Genomic DNA, 15,429 nt, shown 5'->3' with positions numbered 1-15,429 from the left:
CGATGCAATCGTACGATGTCACGGAGCGAGCCAATGACGGGCGGAATGTTTCGATGCGCAGCTGCTTCAGTGATGTTTGTTGGTTCACTGAGCTGTGAAATTGCCGAAGCTGCCGATCCTGGATTCTATGTCGGCGCGGCCGGCGGTCGCAGTGAGCAAAGTCTGGACCAGCGAGCCGGCGTCGGACCGGCGCCCGCAGTGGCGACGTTGCCCGATCCCTTCGATCCAGGCCGGTTGACGATAGTGCCTCCGTACAATCTGGCGCCTCCTCCGGCGTATGCCGTGCCCGTCGCGGTATTCCTGCCCGCCGGCCTTTCGGCGGATGAAACCGATGTGGGCTGGAATTTCTCGGTCGGGTATCGCGTCAACAAGTATCTGGCGGCAGAGCTCGCCTATGTCGATTCGGGCGAGGCATCGCTGGTCGAGCACTATCGGCCATCGGCCGCCCTGTCGCCGAATCCCAGTTTTGCGACCGAAATCAATCGCGGCTACACAGTCAGTTCGCGCGGGCCCGCGTTGTCGGTGCTCGGCTCGCTGCCCCTGAGCTCGCAATGGGAATTGTTTGTCCGCGGCGGCGTGTTGTTCGCCAAACAGGAAGTCGAGTCGAGCACCTGGTCGGTCGGCGGCACCGGCAGGGTCATCGATCCTCCGCCGATCGATCGCGACTTCAGCGATGAAGTTGTCACTGTTGGCGCCGGCGTGCAGTGGGCATTTCTGCCGCGCTGGACCGCGCGGCTCGAATATCAACGCACCGACGATCTGCAGGCCAACGAGATCATGGGCAAGAGCCGCATCGATCAGGCGTCGCTGAGCGTGTTGTTCGGGCTGTAACGCTCAGCTGCGCCACACGTCGCCGAACACCCGCAGCAGATTGCGCCCGAGAATTTTCTCGATGCGGGTGGCGCTGTGGCCGCGGTCGGCCAGCATCTGGCCCAGGGTTTCGAAGCGACGCGGTGTGTTGAGATCGCTCGCGAACAAATAGCCGTCCTCGGCTTCACCCGGCGCGGCGATGCCCTTTTCCTTGCGCTCCCGGATGTTTGCGGCAAACGCATCTTTGTATTTCTGGTCGAGCAGAGCGGGTGAGATGGTGCCGTCCGTGCCGAGGGACACGTGATCTTCGCCGGCCACCTTGATCATGTGTTCGAGGTGCCGAATGATGTCGGCGCCGGTCGGCTGCTTGCCGCCATTCAGATAGGGCATGAAGAACACGCCGGAGACACCGCCTTTGTCCGCGACCGCGCGGAGTTCCTCATCGGTGCGATGACGCGGATGATCGGCGACGGCCGCCGCGCCAGTGTGCGTGAACGCCACCGGCTTCTTCGAGGCGCGAATCGCATCGGCGGACGTTTGCCGGCCGCAGTGACTGAGATCGACCAGGATGCCGAGCGAGTTGAGTCGCTCGATGGTTTCGAAACCGGTGCGGCTCAAGCCGGCGTTGGCCGGCTCCATGCAGCCGTCGCCGATCAGATTGCGGCGGTTGTAAGTCGGCTGCACGACGCGCAAGCCGAGCTGATACAAATCGTCGAGCAGATCCAGGTCGGTCTCGAACGCCACGCCGTCTTGCACACCGTAAATGAGTCCGGTGCGCTTGGCCTTTTTAGCTGCCGTGATGTCCGCCACGGTGCGCACGCGAGCGAACGTGTCCGGATGCCGCTCGATGTCACGATCCGAGTCGACGAGGCCGCGAACCAGCTCCTTGAACGCCGCATCCGGTGCGGTCGTGCCGACCGGTCCGAGTGTGATGAGTACCGCTGACAGGCCGCTGTCTCGCACATCTTTGAGATGAGCCTCGCTGAGCTTCTCGCCCGGCTGCATGGTGAGACTGCCGGGCCCGCCCAAGCCATCGATCACGATGGCGTCGTTGTAGCCCTTCCACGTAGCCGCGCTCGCCCATCGCATGGGCAATGCCAGCGCGGCTGCGCCGGTGGCAAGCAAAACGTTGCGACGGGAGAGGGTCATTCGCAGCAGCTCCAAGGATGGCCTGAGTTCAAATCCGACGCAGGTCGCGACACATTACCCAATCTTGCTGCACTTCGGCGCCGAGGGTGAACGTTGTCGTTCCGACCTTCGCGAACTGACATCGCTCATAGAATGCGGTCGCGTGCGCATTCTGGTTCCACACGCACAGCCACAGCACATCGGCGCTCAACGCCGTCGCGCGGGTGGCGAGTTCGTCCATCAGACGGTAAGCCACGCCTTTGCCGTGCTGAGACGCATCGACGTAGAACCTCAGGATTTCGACGCCGCGCTTGCCGTTCACCGGCGGGCAAGGCTTATCGAGAATGAGCTGCGCGAAAGCGATGAGCTTGCCATCGATCTCCCCCAGCCAGCTTTCACGTCGCGAGTCCCGGATCTCCGCGCGCTGAATCTCTTCACTGAAGGACTTGGCGCAGTGAGCGTCCATGTCCTCTGGTGTGTTGAACTGAGTATACGTGTCGCGGAATGTTTTCTCGGCGAACTCCGCCAGCGACTTCGCGTCCTGCTCCGTGGCGCGACGAAATGAAAGTGCATCGGTCATCATCAGGCCTTCAACCGATAGCCGGTCTTGAAGATCCACCAGATCACGATCAGGCACAGCGTCAGGAACAGGAGCGTCATGCCCAGGCTGACGCCGACCGCGACGTCGGAGACGCCGTAGAAGCTCCAGCGGAAGCCGCTGATCAGGTACACGACCGGATTGAACAGCGCGACCTTCTGCCAGAACTCCGGCAGCATGCCGATGGAATAGAAGCTGCCGCCGAGGAACGCCAGCGGCGTCACGATCATGATGGGCACGATCTGCAGCTTCTCCCAGCCGCTGGCCCACAAGCCGATGATGAAGCCGAACAGGCTGAAGGTGAGCGACGTGAGCACGAGGAACGAAACCATCCACAACGGGTGCTCGATGCTGAAAGGAACGAATAGCCGTGCGGTCGCGAGAATCACCAGGCCGAGCATGATGGATTTAGTCGCCGCCGCACCGACATAGCCGATGACGATTTCCATCGCGGAGATCGGCGCGGACAGCACTTCGTAAATCGTGCCGGAGTAGCGCGGCATATAGATGCCGAACGAGGCGTTGGAAATGCTTTCCGTGAGCACCGAGAGCATGATCAGGCCGGGCACGATGAATGCGCCGTAGCTCACGCCTTCGATCTCGGCCATGCGCGAGCCGATCGCGGCGCCGAACACGACGAAGTACAGCGAGGTGGAAATCACCGGCGACAACAGGCTCTGCACCAGCGTGCGGAACCAGCGGGCCAGCTCGAAGCGATAGATCGCGCCGATACCGTAGGTGTTCATCGTTGGTGCACCAGGCTGACGAAAATTTCTTCCAGCGAGCTTTCGCTGGTGTGCAGGTCCTTGAAGTCGATGCCGTGCTCGTTGAGTTGCCGCAGCAGGCTGGCGATGCCGGTGGCGTCGGCCTGAGCGTCGAACGTGTAGATGAGCTGCGTGCCGTCCGGCGACAGCTCCAGCTGACGGTTGGCGAGCTGCGTTGGGATCTGCTGCAGCGGAGCCTGGAGATGCAACGTGAGCTGCTTACGGCCGAGCTTGCGCATCAGCGTGTTCTTCTCCTCGACCAGGATGATCTCGCCCTTGCTGATGACGCCGATGCGATCGGCCATCTCCTCGGCTTCTTCGATATAGTGCGTCGTGAGAATGATGGTCACGCCGCTGTCGCGCAGGGATCGGACCATATCCCACATGTCCCGCCGCAGCTCGACGTCGACGCCGGCGGTGGGCTCGTCCAGAAACAGAATCTGCGGCTCGTGCGACAGCGCCTTCGCGATCATCACGCGACGTTTCATGCCGCCGGACAGGGACAGGATGGGGCTGTCCTTCTTGTCCCACAGCGACAGGTCCTTGAGCACTTTTTCCAAGTGCGCCGGATTGGGCGGCTTGCCAAACAAGCCGCGACTGAAGGTCATGGTTCGCCACACGCTTTCGAACGCGTCGCTCGTGAGTTCCTGCGGCACCAGTCCGATCTTGGAGCGCGCGGCGCGGAATTCCTTGCGGATGTCGTGTCCGTCGGCGGTGACGCTGCCGGACGTGGCATTGACGATGCCGCAGATGATGCTGATCAGCGTGGTCTTGCCGGCGCCGTTCGGGCCCAGCAAGGCAAAGATTTCACCGCGGCGGATCTCGAGGTCGACGCCTTTGAGGGCCTGGAAGCCGGAGGCGTAGGTCTTGACCAGGTTTTGAACCGAGATGATGGACTGCACGCGGGCTCCGATACTCGACGCTGCTCGAGTGAAGGCCCGGCATTATAGAGAAGTCACAAAGGACTCGGAGTGGCGATCGGAGCACGGCGCAATTGCCGCCCTTTCACGAATGGGGCCGGACCCGATACCGCGCCAGCAGCCAGACCCCGGCCACGACCAGCCCGGTGCCGATGGCGATCCAGACCGTGAAGGGCTCGCCCAGGATCAGGACGCTGAGGATGATGGTTGACATCGGGCCGATCATGCCGATCTGCGCGGTGACGCCGGCGCCGATGCGCTCGAGCGCCATCATGGTGATGAGCACCGGGATGAATGTGCACAACACCGCATTCAGCGCCGACAGCCAGATGACTTCGGGTGCGACGATCATCGCCGACGGCGGCTTCAAGATAAAAAACTGCGCGATACACAGGATGCAGGCAATGCTCGTTCCCAGCCCGGTGACGCGCAGCGCGCCCAGCCGGCGCACGATCTGTCCGCTGTATACCAAATAGATCGCGTAGCTCACGGCGCTGCCGAAGACCAGGATCGCGCCCAACGCAATGTCCGGCCCGGCGCGCACGTCGTGCCCGAACACCACCAGCACGCCGATATAACTTACGCCGAGCGCCAGCCATTGCCGCCGGCTCACTTCGGTCTTGAACAATAGCTTGCCCGCCAGCAGCACCACGGTGGGATTCAAATACAGGATCAGCCGCTCGAGGTTGGCGCTGATGTATTGCAGGCCGGCGAAATCCAGATAGCTCGCGAGGTAATAGCCACAAAAACCCAGTCCGAACAGGGTTCGCCAGTCTTGCGCGGTGGGCGAGGGCTTATTGCGGCCCGACCACCACGAGAGCGCCAGGAACAGCGGGAAGGCGAACAACATGCGGTACATGATCGTTGTGACCGCATCGACGCCGTAGCGATAGGCCAGCTTGATGATGATGGCCTTGCAGGAGAACGCGATGGCGCCAGCTCCCGCGAGCAGCACGCCGGTAAGCAATTCACGCGGCGCGGTTGCGGCGGGAGCATTCATAGAGTGGAGTACAATCGGGGCGCAGCGCGAACAACGGCGTTCGTCTGCGATTCTATCGAGAGGATCATGATCATGAGCACGCAATTCGCGGCGGGAGAATCGTCATTCGCGATGGCTAAAGGCAGGACGGTGGTGCTCATCGGTGCACCCACGGATGCCGGCGCGGCCGATCGTGGCTCGTCGATGGGGCCCGAAGCGCTGCGCGTGGCTGGCCTTCGTGAAGCGCTGGCCGGGCGCGGCTTGCAAGTCATCGACCGCGGCAATCTCAATGGCCCGGGCAATCCATGGCAGCACCCGGTCGACGGGTATCGGCATCTCACCGAAGTCACCGAATGGAACCAACTGGTGCACGATGCAATGTATGCAGCGCTGAAGGCCGACCAGTTGCCCATCCTGCTCGGCGGCGATCATTGTCTCGGCATCGGCTCGATCAGCGCGGTCGCGCGCTACTGCCGCGAGCGCGGCAAGAAACTGCGCGTGTTCTGGCTCGACGCGCACGCTGATTTCAACACGCGTGAGCTTTCGCCCAGCGGTAATATCCATGGCATGCCGGTGGCGTGCCTGTGCGGGTTCGGCCCGGCGCAACTGACCGAGATGAGCGGTCGCAAGCCGGCCATCGATCCGTCGTGGATCCGGCAGATCGGCATTCGCAGCGTCGATCCGCTGGAGAAACGTTTCGTGCATGAGCAGGGGCTGGAAGTGTTCGACATGCGCTACATCGACGAGCACGGCATGCGTGAGACGATGGAACAGGCGCTGCACGGCCTCGACGACGACACGCATCTGCATGTCAGCTTCGACGTCGATTTCCTCGATCCGGAGATCGCGCCGGGCGTGCTCACGACCATTCCGGGCGGGCCGTCGTATCGCGAGGCGCAGCTGTGCATGGAAATGATCGCCGACACCGGCCGCATGGCATCGCTGGACGTGATGGAATTGAATCCGGCGCTCGATGTTCGCAACAAGACCGGGCTGCTGGCCGTGGACCTGGTCGAATCGCTGTTCGGCAAGAGCACGCTGATGCGCCGCTCGGCCAAATGAATGAACAAACAAGGAAACCAAGATGAAGAAGCTGGCCTGGTCGTTGTTGCTGATCGCTGCCGGCGGCGCTGCCTCCGCCGCGCCGTCGGGCACGTTGCTGGTGCTCAACAAGTCCGACGATACGATGTCGTTCATCGATCTGGCGAGCAACGAGGTCAGGGCAACGCTGCCCACCGGCGACGGGCCGCATGAAGTCGCCGTCTCCAGCGATGGCAAGACCGCGGTCGTCACCAACTACGGCGACGCTGCCAATCCAGGCAAGACGTTGACGGTCGTCGATGTGCCAGCGAAGAAAGTGTTGCGGACCGTCGATCTGGGCACGTACAGCCGGCCGCACGGCATCGTCTGGCTGCAAGGCGATGAAGTCGCCGTGACCGTCGAAGGCAGTAAGGCGCTGCTCATCGTCGGTGTGAACGATGGCAAGGTGAAGCATGCAATCGCGACCGACCAGGCGGGCACTCACATGGTCGCCGTCAGCTCGAAACATCGTCGTGCGTTCACCGCGAACATTGGCTCGGGCTCGATGACGGCGATCGATCTCGCGTCTCACCAACGTGTTACCGATGTCACAACGGGCAAAGGCGCCGAAGGCATCGCCGTGGCGCCCGATGGCAGCGAAGTGTGGGTGACGAATCGTGAGGCCAACACGGTGTCCATCGTGGATCCGGCGACATTGAAGATCACGACGACGCTGGAACCGGGCAAAATGCCGATCCGTGTGAAGTTCACGCCCGATGGCACTCGCGCGCTGGTGTCCAATGCGGTGTCGGGCGATGTCGCGATCTTCGACACGGTGACCAAGAAGAAGATCGGCAGCATTCCGATGCAGAAAGAGGGCGAGAAGCTGGACGACACCAAGCGCATGGCGTCTCAGTTCGGCAGCGGCCCGGTGCCGGTGGGCATCCTGATGCCAGACGCGTTGCAGCTGGCGTTCGTCGCCAATACCAATTTCGACACGGTCACGGTCATCGACCTGGAAGGCCTTAAGATCGTGAACCGGTTGCAGGCCGGTCGCGAGCCGGACGGGCTGGGTTACACGGCGCTGACGGTTCAGAAGTAACGACGAGAACTGCAGGCGCACCGGCGAAAGCCGGTCGCGCCGTTCAGCCGAACAGCACCGGCTTGATCAACTGCTCATCGTTGTACTTCAGCGAATTGATCCGCGGGCTCACGGCGTGCACGACCATCCGGTCCTGCGGATATGTCCTTAGCAGCGCTCGCGCGCGGGCCGTTGGGCCTCGCAGCCACTGCTCGTATTCATCTCGGTGCAGAATCGCCGGCATGCGTTGCGCCGTGTTGTGAACGTCGGCCAATAGATCGTTCGGCGGCACGGTGAGCACGGCGCAGCCCTCGATGACGTCGTCCTCGTCCTTGTTGATGGTGCGATCCCAGATCGCCGCGACACCAAATACTGAACGATTCACCAGGCGCGCGAAGTAGGGCTGCAGATATTGATTCGGCGTGAGCTGCCAGCCATAAAAGCCCGAGAGCGGCAGGATGCAGCGCTGTCCTCGCCACCACGCGCCGCTGAACGCCTTGTTTCGATCCAGCTCATCGGTCGATGCGTGCGTCGTGCAGGCCTTGCGTTCATCGCCTTCCGCCCAGTCGGGGACCAGGCCCCAGCGCATCATCACGCCCTCGCGCTCGCCGTCATGCAGGCGCACGACGGGTATGTTGTTGCGCGTCGAAACATTGAAGCTGGGCTCGAAACGCCACCACGCATGCAGCAGCGGGAACTCGTGTTCCACTGCTGTTTGCGGCGCTATGACGAATCGCTCACACATGGGCCAAAGAGAATAAATTCCGGTCGGTGACAGAAATGTGACGTCGCGCAGATTCCTGCAGTGTCGATAGTCGCGTTCAGCGTCGCCGGAAAAATATTACCGGCGACATCGAAACCGACATCGCGGCGAGCGCGAAACGAGCCGCGGTCGTCAGCCGGGCAGCTTCAATTCGACGATCTCGGCGCGCACGGATTCGTCGGTTATATACAACTTCGCGAGCGCGATCGGCAGTCGGAAACGACGCGGTCCGAGGCTGCCGGGATTGATGAACAACACGCCTTCGCGCTCTTGCACGACGGGTTTGTGCGAATGACCGCTGATGACCACCGAGATGCCCGCGGCCGACGGGCTGAGATCGATCTGGTTCAGGTCATGCAGCACATGAATCCGGTGTCCCCGGATTTCGAGGAACAATGTTGCAGGGATGGCCTCGGCCCACGCGCCCTTGTCGTTATTGCCGCGAATGGCGTCGACGGGCGCGAGGGTCTGCAATTTCTCCAGGATGTTCGGTGCGCCGATGTCACCAGCATGAACGATGCGGTCGACGCCGTTCAGGTGCTTCAGCGCTTCGGGGCGCAGCAGGCCATGAGTGTCGGAGACTACGCCGATCACTGTTTGATCGGGCGTGTCGGCAGGGGGCGCGGGTTCCATTGACTGTTCAGCAGGCGAGCGAAAACGACTCGCCACTGTAGCCCTGGCACCCGGGCGCCGCCAGCCGTATCAGACGAGCGGCGTATTCCTCGGGACGCGCACCACGACTGTGCCGGCGATCTTGTCGTGCCAGGTCTGGCGGTTGTTGTCGAACACCATCCAGATGAATCCCAGGCCGGCCGGGATCAGCGACAGGAAACATCCGAGCGCGCGCACGATGGCAGTTTCCCATTCGATGTCCCGGCCGTCGGTGCGCACCACGCGCAGATTGCAGACGATGCCGCCGACAGTAGTGCCCTTCAGCTTCCACATCAGCGCGCCGTAGCCGGCCAGTGCGACCAGGAACAGTTCATCGCTCGGGTCCACCCACTTCACGAGGATGCCCACGATCAGCGCATCGAGCGCCAGAGCACCCATGCGAATCCAGAAGCCTGCGCGCGGTTGGCTGTTCAGCTCGATATTGCTCAGGTTCTCTGGCGCGGCGGACGGCGGCGGAACCGTGCTGCCATCGCCGGCGACAGCGGCCGATGCGACTGTGGCGTCGGGCGGAATAGCCGATGGAGCAGCGGATGACGCGGCAACGGTCTGCACCGCCGGAGCGGCAGCTGCACTCCGAGCACGCTGCGCCAACAGCAACGTGTAGATGACGACACCGAAGCCCAGTGCGCCGACGATGTTGGACACGATGAAGCCGAGCACCGGCACCGTGTACAGCAACAGCACGATCAAGCCGCCGATCAGCGTGGCGACGGCCAGATGACCGAATGCGCCGATGCCAGTGAAGCGAGTGATGCGACGGCCCAGCGTGGCGAGCACGACCGCCTTGCCGAAGAGCGCCGCGCAGAACATTCCAAGCGCCAGGAACGGCACCAGTGCCGCACCGATGATCGTGATCAGCATGACAATGATCAGGATCGGCGACAGCAGCACGGACAGGATGGTCGCGATCACCGATTCGCCGGGTCGTTCTTCCAGCGTGGTCACGCAGCGTTGCAGGGCCCCATCGAACATGACCGCCAGCAATACATACAAACCCAGGAAGCCGGCCGCGAGCCACCACGCCCACGCGACGCTCTGATCGAACGCCAACGGCCGGCCGTACAGCAGGCACTGCTCGAACCACGCTTTGAGCCACTTCAGGTCGCCGAAGTGCTTGCCGAACGCGATCTGCTGTTGGCCACCATGCACCTTGGAGGCCGGGTCGCGGGTGATAGCGCCGCCGACCGACACCGTTTCACCGTTGACGACCGCATTCGGACCGAGCTGCACGTTGCCGAAGACTGCGACGACGTCCTCACCGACTTCGCTGTCCACATACACGTTGCCGAACAGAGCGACGACGCCCTCGCCGACCGGGCCGGTTGCGGATGCATTGCCGCCGATCGCTACGACGGCTTCCCCGACCTCGCCCGCCGAAGATGCCGAGCCAAGCACTGCGATCACTGCATCCGCGTATTCGCCCGCTGGCAGCGACGAGTTGTCGCCAATGTTTACGATGACCCGTTCGTTGCGACCGTCCATGTGCCGCTCGGCGCGATCGGCTGCTCGTTCGGCTGCCCGCTGAGCTCGTTCGATCTCACGCTCGGCTTGTTCGATCTCGCGCTCGACGGAGCGGGGCAGATCGTCCAGCTCGACCGGCGGCGTGGTCTCTTCCTGTGCGAACGCCGGCTGTGTACCGCCGAGGCCGGCGAGTACCGCGATCGCGAAAAAGCAAACAAACGAACGTCTCATACGAAGCACCGTGCGCCGTCAACGAGGCGCATACAACGTCCGGTAGGCAGCCGCGCTGACTCCGAACAACGTTAGATACAGCGCGCCGAGAATCGCCGCGCCGCCATAAACCCACAACGACGGCAGATCGCCGAGGACCGTGCCGATGGTCATGAACAGGGAAGGAATCCACGCCACATTGGCGAACAGTGCGCCCGGTTTGAGCGGAACGGCGATCATTGCCGACGCTTTCAGCACCAGCGCGATGAGGCCGGCGGACGCGATGATGAACAACAGGCGGGCCGCAACCGGCCAGCCGGCGAAGCTGCCCTGCCACCACGGAGCGGCCGCGCGTCGCGCGATTTCCGCCATGACTTTGGATTCGAGATCGACAGGAGCACGGCGCAGCGGCTGATCGCGCAGCGCCTGGCCGATGAAGCGCTCCAGCTGCTGCTCGTTTCGTTCGTTCGGATTCGAGGGAGTGTTCATGGGGGCGGCCTCTAGAAACATTCCGCCGTGAGACCGCGGGCGGCGAGGATTTTGGCGAGCGCGCCGCGTGCCCGCAGGATGTCGATTTTCACTTTGGACAATGAAATGCCGAGCTGCTGGGCAATCTCTTCATAGGACATCTCTTCGAAGTGATACAGCACCAGCGGCAGGCGGCGATGATCGGGCAATTTCTGCAAGGCCTCGGCGACGATGGCGCGGCGGGTGTCGTCGTCGAAATCCGCTGCGGCTTCTTCGGGCTGCGGAATGTCCATATCCGCATCGTCATCGTCGTCGCTGCGCATTTCGGAAAAGAACCGCCAGCGACGGCGATAGCGGGTGGCGTGGTTCAGCGCCAGGTTGCGAGCCACGGTCTTGAGCCAGCCGCCGGCGGCGGGGCTGGTCTGCAGCTGGGCGAAATTCTCGTAAGCCTTCAAGAACACCTGCTGGGCAATGTCCTCCGCCGGGCCGTCGCGGCCGGTGATCCGCGCGGCGGTGGAAAAGACCATGTCCTGATAAGCACGCATGAAGCTTGCGAAGTCGTCCTGGCGCGGGGTGGTGTCCGGGGGTTGCCTTGCCACGGTGATGTCGTCGTTTAGCTTGAGAACACCGCGTCCGGAGGGAAGTTACACAGCCTGGAGTCAGCCCGGCGGCCAGGCGGCGACATTAGCCGCTGTACCGTGAAATTGCGACGTAATCCGCACACTTACAGGGCCTGACTTATGTTCAGGCCGAGCCGGCTTGCTTAGAATTCGCGGCGTTTCGGGGCAATGTCGCCCGCCAGACCCCTCATGGTGTCGCCACGGCCGCGAAAGGTTGACGTTCAGCTGATGATTTCGACGATACGGACTATCTTCATCCTGGTTCCCGCTCTGGCGCTCACCGCCTGCGCCGTGCCCCAAGTCAGCGAGCCCGAGACAGTCGCGGTTCGTGCGACCTCCCTGAATCCCGCGTATTCGTCGGTCAACGCCCAGGTCCTGAGCGATGCGGCCAAGGTCGATTACAGCTTCGCTGCCTCGCTCGACCCGCAAGCCACGGCCAATACCCTGACCCGTCTGCAGTCCTCGTATACCCAACAGAACGGCGACGAAAGCCTGCGCGTCGGCGACACCGTCAGCAGTGTCGGCATGTGGGGCACTTCGGTCCGCTACGGCGGCATGCAGTACGGCACCCGTTCCGATACGCGCGACGACGTGATCGATTCCAACAAGCTCGCGAGCAGCGGCATGGCCGTGCTGCCTACCGTCGCGGATGCGCTGTTCGCCTCGGCCGACGAGGCCGGCACGAGCCTGAGCCAGCAGAACCTTTCGGTAAATCGTTCGCTGCCTTCGGGCGAGCAGGGCTGGAACCTGGCCGTGCAGGACGCGCTCGGTAATTCCGAGTCCGTCGCTGCGCCAATGATCGCGCGCACTCGACTGGTCGAGCGTGGTTGCTCGGACTTCTCGGTGGGCTTCGGCAAGGTGCGCGAGGACTACGCGCTCACCAGCAACTCCTATGGCCCGATGTTCGCGAACACGACTGTCACTTGTGGCGCGCCGCTGGGTTTCACCGTCGAAGCGCATGGCGAATATCTGGCTGATGAAGTCGGCGCGCTCGGTTTCGGCGTCGCTCGGCGCATTGGCTCGATCGGCACAGCATCTGTCGCCTTCGCGCAGAGCAATGCCGTGAATGGCGGCTCGGGCTGGATGTCGAAGGTGGGTTTCGAGCACACCAACTCGATGTTCAACCTGATGTTCCGTTCGCGTATTCAAAGCCGCGAATTCCGTGACATCGGCAGCATGGCGCTGACCGATCCCATCATGCAGCGGGATCTGGCCAGCGTCGGCGTGAATGTCACGGAGCGCTCGAGCTTGTCGGTCGCGTATGCGACTCAGACCACTTGGGCCCGCGAGCGCACGAATCTCATCGCTGTGAAACAGAGCATGGGCGTGGGGCGCGGCACGATGTCCATGAGCGCCGGCCACTCGCTCGAAGACAACTTCGGCTCGTCCGTGTTTATTTCTTACAAGCGCCCGTTCGGCGGCATCAAGCCGTTGGCGCGGCCGATGCTGGACGATCTCGAAGAGCTGGATCTGCAGCTGCCGCAGGGCTCGGGCGACATCGACTGAATTCCGTCTGAGCTGCCGATGGCTGCAAACATCATTAGCCTCTCTCCCTTCAGGGAGAGGGGTTGCGGTGAGGGCTCCGGAAAACCGGCCCTGCCGGTCGCATCATCTCGATGTGCATGATGCCGTCCTCGTCGTACGGCTCCGATGATTGCACGAATCCGAACGATCCATAGAACTTGTGCAAGTGAGCTTGCGCGCCGATGCGCGTCGGCAGCGTCGGATACAGCTCGTAAATCTTTTCCAATCCGCGCGCGACCAACTCCCGGCCGATGCCGGTGCCGCGCGCCATCTTCGTCGTGATGATGCGGCCGAGCGACGGCTCCTCCGGATAGCTCACGCCCGGCGCCAGCAATCGCAAATAGGCGGCAAGCTGATCGCCCGACCACCCCGCCAGATGCAGCGCCCGCAGATCCTTGCTGTCGATGTCCGGATACGGACACGCCTGCTCGACGATGAACACCGCCTGTCGGGCGGTAAAAATCGAGTGGATCTGCAGCGGCGAGAGCTCGGCGTAGCTGCGCCACTGCCAATGAATGGTCATCGCGGATCGAACCTGTGGTGAGATACGGACGCTAGTGCGTCATCGAGTAGAGAATATAGTCGATCGCGTATTTGTACGCGCGCGTCGTGTATAGCAGCGAGTATTCAGGCACATCGGCGTGCTCCCAGGCATCGCCGAGATCCATGTTGAAATTGATCACCACCATCAGGCGGCCGTCGTCGTCGTAGATGCCGCGCCACTGCGGAGTGAAGCCGTCCTTTTCGTAGTTGCGGCCGCTGTACAACGATTGAATGCCGGGAATCTGCACGTGCTCGTCGATGTCGTAGGCGACGTGGAAGACTGCGTCGTCCGGCGGAATGTCGACGATGGCGCGATCCGGAAAAATCCGGTGCATGCCCTGAACGAATCCGGCCCATTCCAGCGTGCCGTGGAAATCGTCCACCATCAAAAAGCCGCCGCGTAGCAAATATTCGCGCAGCCGCACCGTTTCTTCGTCGGTCAATGCCCAATGGCCGACTTCCACCGCATAGATCCAGGGATAGTCGAACAGCGAGTCGTCCATGATGCTGAGGTAGCGGCCTTCCTCGGCGATGTTGATGCGAGTCAGTCGCTTGATGCCGCGGATCAGGTGCTGCTCGGCCTCGGGCCAATCGGTCAGCCAGCGCTCGCGGCCACCGAACAGGCTGGTGCCGGTGTACTGCATTCGTATGAACTGGAATTCGGCATTCGGCCCGGCCGGACCGTTCACGGTGGTGTCCGAGGCCAGGGCGACGATGGGGAGGGCGATCAGTGCGGCCAGCCGCCAGACCGCGACCCGATCCAGGGTGACGCGCCGAAACGAGGATGACGGCGAGTTGCGGCTCATGCGAGGCACCATGTCATCAACCACCCGCGCTTGCAATGGGTTCCGCGGGGTGGGGCCGCTTCCGACGCGACTCTTGCACGTCCCTGTGCTCCGCTGCACCAGGGCATCCTGCCCAAGTTCGCCACAGCAGCTACATCTTCAGTATGCTGCGCGCGCCCCGAGCCGGGGCGACAGAGTCTGGTGATGAGCTGGTTACGAACCGCGTTCGGCGCGCTGTTGTTCACGACGAACACCCTGATCCACGTTCCGCCGCTGCTGCTGGTGGCGGTGGTGAAGGCCATTCTGCCCCTGCGCCCGATTCGTCGCGTCTGTGACTGGCTGTTGACGGCCATCGCCGCCAGCTGGATCGGCGTCAACACCACCATGCTTCGCTGGTTCACCCAGACCCGTTTCGTGTTCGACATCGAGGCGCAGCTGCGGCCCGATGGCCATTACCTGGTGATGGCGAATCATCAGACCTGGGTCGACATCCCGGTGCTGCAGGCTGCGCTGAATCGGCGCGTGCCGCTGTTGCGCTTCTTCCTGAAGAGCCAGCTGTTCTGGGTGCCGCTGCTCGGGCTGGCGTGGTGGGCGCTCGATTTTCCCTTCATGAAGCGCTATTCACGGCAACAGCTGGATAAACGGCCGGAGCTGGCGGGGCGAGATATCGCCGCCACCCGGCGTGCTTGCGCAAAGTTCATGCACATCCCGGTGTCGGTGATGAATTTCGTCGAAGGCACGCGCTTCACTCCCGCCAAGCACGAGCAGCAGGTATCGCCATTCGCCAACCTGCTCAAGCCCAAGGCCGGCGGCATTGCCTTCGTGCTGGATGCGATGGGCCGCGCGCTGCATTCGATCCTGGACGTGACCATCGTCTATCCGGACGGGCGGCCGACGATGGCCGACCTGTTCGGCAATCGGGTGCGCGAGGTGCGAGTGAATATTCGCGAGCGGGCGATTCCGGCCGAACTCCTCGGCGGCGATTATCAAAACGATCCGGTGTTTCGCGAGCGCGTGCAGAGCTGGCTGAATGGCCTGTGGGTGGAGAAAGACGAGCTCATCACGCAGCTGCGCGCCGCGTAA

General features: G+C 62.7%; 17 protein-coding genes. 5 read left to right on the top strand and 12 right to left on the bottom strand.

Going from position 1 to position 15,429, the window contains the following annotated elements:
* Nucleotides 1–72: 72 nt before the first annotated feature.
* A complete protein-coding gene (locus tag GYH35_RS20040) occupies nt 73–831 on the top strand; it encodes an outer membrane beta-barrel protein (protein WP_161812768.1) in 759 nt (252 codons plus the stop codon).
* Nucleotides 832–834: 3 nt separating this feature from the next.
* On the opposite strand, the gene GYH35_RS20035 is transcribed toward GYH35_RS20040, so the two are convergent.
* The 5 genes from GYH35_RS20035 to GYH35_RS20015 form a co-directional block, all read right to left on the bottom strand.
* Nucleotides 835–1,959 carry a dipeptidase gene (locus GYH35_RS20035; RefSeq protein WP_161829317.1) on the bottom strand — a complete coding sequence of 375 codons (1,125 nt, stop codon included), beginning with the start codon at nt 1,957–1,959 and terminating at the stop codon, nt 835–837.
* A 28-nt stretch (nt 1,960–1,987) separates the two neighbouring features.
* Nucleotides 1,988–2,521 carry a GNAT family N-acetyltransferase gene (locus GYH35_RS20030; RefSeq protein WP_161829316.1) on the bottom strand — a complete coding sequence of 178 codons (534 nt, stop codon included), beginning with the start codon at nt 2,519–2,521 and terminating at the stop codon, nt 1,988–1,990.
* Nucleotides 2,521–3,282 (bottom strand): ABC transporter permease, encoded by a 762-nt coding sequence (locus GYH35_RS20025; protein ID WP_161829315.1) that lies wholly within the window; start codon nt 3,280–3,282, stop codon nt 2,521–2,523. Before GYH35_RS20025 ends, GYH35_RS20030 begins: the two co-directional genes overlap by 1 nt.
* Nucleotides 3,279–4,202 (bottom strand): ABC transporter ATP-binding protein, encoded by a 924-nt coding sequence (locus tag GYH35_RS20020; RefSeq protein ID WP_161812772.1) that lies wholly within the window; start codon nt 4,200–4,202, stop codon nt 3,279–3,281. The genes GYH35_RS20025 and GYH35_RS20020 overlap by 4 nt, the downstream gene beginning before the upstream one ends.
* A gap of 103 nt (nt 4,203–4,305) precedes the next feature.
* Complete coding sequence (locus GYH35_RS20015) at nt 4,306–5,220, bottom strand: DMT family transporter (RefSeq protein ID WP_161829314.1); 915 nt, start codon at nt 5,218–5,220, stop codon at nt 4,306–4,308.
* Nucleotides 5,221–5,292: 72 nt separating this feature from the next.
* Between GYH35_RS20015 and rocF the strand changes: the two genes are divergently transcribed.
* Together rocF and GYH35_RS20005 are read left to right on the top strand one after the other, a co-directional pair.
* On the top strand, nt 5,293–6,261 hold the full coding sequence (gene rocF, locus GYH35_RS20010; RefSeq protein WP_202624439.1) for an arginase: 969 nt from the start codon (nt 5,293–5,295) through the stop codon (nt 6,259–6,261).
* A 22-nt stretch (nt 6,262–6,283) separates the two neighbouring features.
* Nucleotides 6,284–7,321 carry a YVTN family beta-propeller repeat protein gene (locus tag GYH35_RS20005; RefSeq protein ID WP_161812774.1) on the top strand — a complete coding sequence of 346 codons (1,038 nt, stop codon included), beginning with the start codon at nt 6,284–6,286 and terminating at the stop codon, nt 7,319–7,321.
* Between the two features lie 43 nt (nt 7,322–7,364).
* On the opposite strand, the gene GYH35_RS20000 is transcribed toward GYH35_RS20005, so the two are convergent.
* From GYH35_RS20000 to GYH35_RS19980, 5 genes are all read right to left on the bottom strand, one after another.
* Complete coding sequence (locus tag GYH35_RS20000; RefSeq protein ID WP_161812775.1) at nt 7,365–8,045, bottom strand: SOS response-associated peptidase; 681 nt, start codon at nt 8,043–8,045, stop codon at nt 7,365–7,367.
* 150 nt (nt 8,046–8,195) lie between these two features.
* Complete coding sequence (locus tag GYH35_RS19995; RefSeq protein WP_161812776.1) at nt 8,196–8,696, bottom strand: metallophosphoesterase family protein; 501 nt, start codon at nt 8,694–8,696, stop codon at nt 8,196–8,198.
* A 69-nt stretch (nt 8,697–8,765) separates the two neighbouring features.
* The gene (locus tag GYH35_RS19990) at nt 8,766–10,427 is read right to left on the bottom strand and encodes an RDD family protein (protein WP_161829312.1); all 1,662 of its coding nucleotides are present in this window, start codon (nt 10,425–10,427) and stop codon (nt 8,766–8,768) included.
* An 18-nt stretch (nt 10,428–10,445) separates the two neighbouring features.
* The gene (locus GYH35_RS19985) at nt 10,446–10,895 is read right to left on the bottom strand and encodes a hypothetical protein (RefSeq protein WP_161812778.1); all 450 of its coding nucleotides are present in this window, start codon (nt 10,893–10,895) and stop codon (nt 10,446–10,448) included.
* 11 nt (nt 10,896–10,906) lie between these two features.
* On the bottom strand, nt 10,907–11,473 hold the full coding sequence (locus GYH35_RS19980; protein WP_161812779.1) for an RNA polymerase sigma factor: 567 nt from the start codon (nt 11,471–11,473) through the stop codon (nt 10,907–10,909).
* A gap of 249 nt (nt 11,474–11,722) precedes the next feature.
* Here GYH35_RS19980 and GYH35_RS19975 point away from each other — a divergent pair, with 249 nt between their 5' ends.
* Nucleotides 11,723–13,000: a fimbria/pilus outer membrane usher protein gene (locus tag GYH35_RS19975; RefSeq protein ID WP_161829311.1), complete on the top strand. Its 1,278-nt coding sequence runs from the start codon at nt 11,723–11,725 to the stop codon at nt 12,998–13,000.
* A 49-nt stretch (nt 13,001–13,049) separates the two neighbouring features.
* On the opposite strand, the gene GYH35_RS19970 is transcribed toward GYH35_RS19975, so the two are convergent.
* The gene (locus GYH35_RS19970) at nt 13,050–13,541 is read right to left on the bottom strand and encodes a GNAT family N-acetyltransferase (protein ID WP_161829310.1); all 492 of its coding nucleotides are present in this window, start codon (nt 13,539–13,541) and stop codon (nt 13,050–13,052) included.
* Between the two features lie 31 nt (nt 13,542–13,572).
* Nucleotides 13,573–14,367: a DUF4159 domain-containing protein gene (locus GYH35_RS19965; protein WP_161812782.1), complete on the bottom strand. Its 795-nt coding sequence runs from the start codon at nt 14,365–14,367 to the stop codon at nt 13,573–13,575.
* A 183-nt stretch (nt 14,368–14,550) separates the two neighbouring features.
* Here GYH35_RS19965 and GYH35_RS19960 point away from each other — a divergent pair, with 183 nt between their 5' ends.
* Nucleotides 14,551–15,429 carry an acyltransferase gene (locus GYH35_RS19960; protein WP_161829309.1) on the top strand — a complete coding sequence of 293 codons (879 nt, stop codon included), beginning with the start codon at nt 14,551–14,553 and terminating at the stop codon, nt 15,427–15,429.

The sequence above is a fragment of the Steroidobacter agaridevorans genome (assembly GCF_009932555.1).
Classification (GTDB): domain Bacteria; phylum Pseudomonadota; class Gammaproteobacteria; order Steroidobacterales; family Steroidobacteraceae; genus Steroidobacter; species Steroidobacter agaridevorans.
The sequence above is the reverse complement of the archived record's forward strand: the minus strand, read 5'-3'. Positions and strand labels throughout refer to the sequence as shown.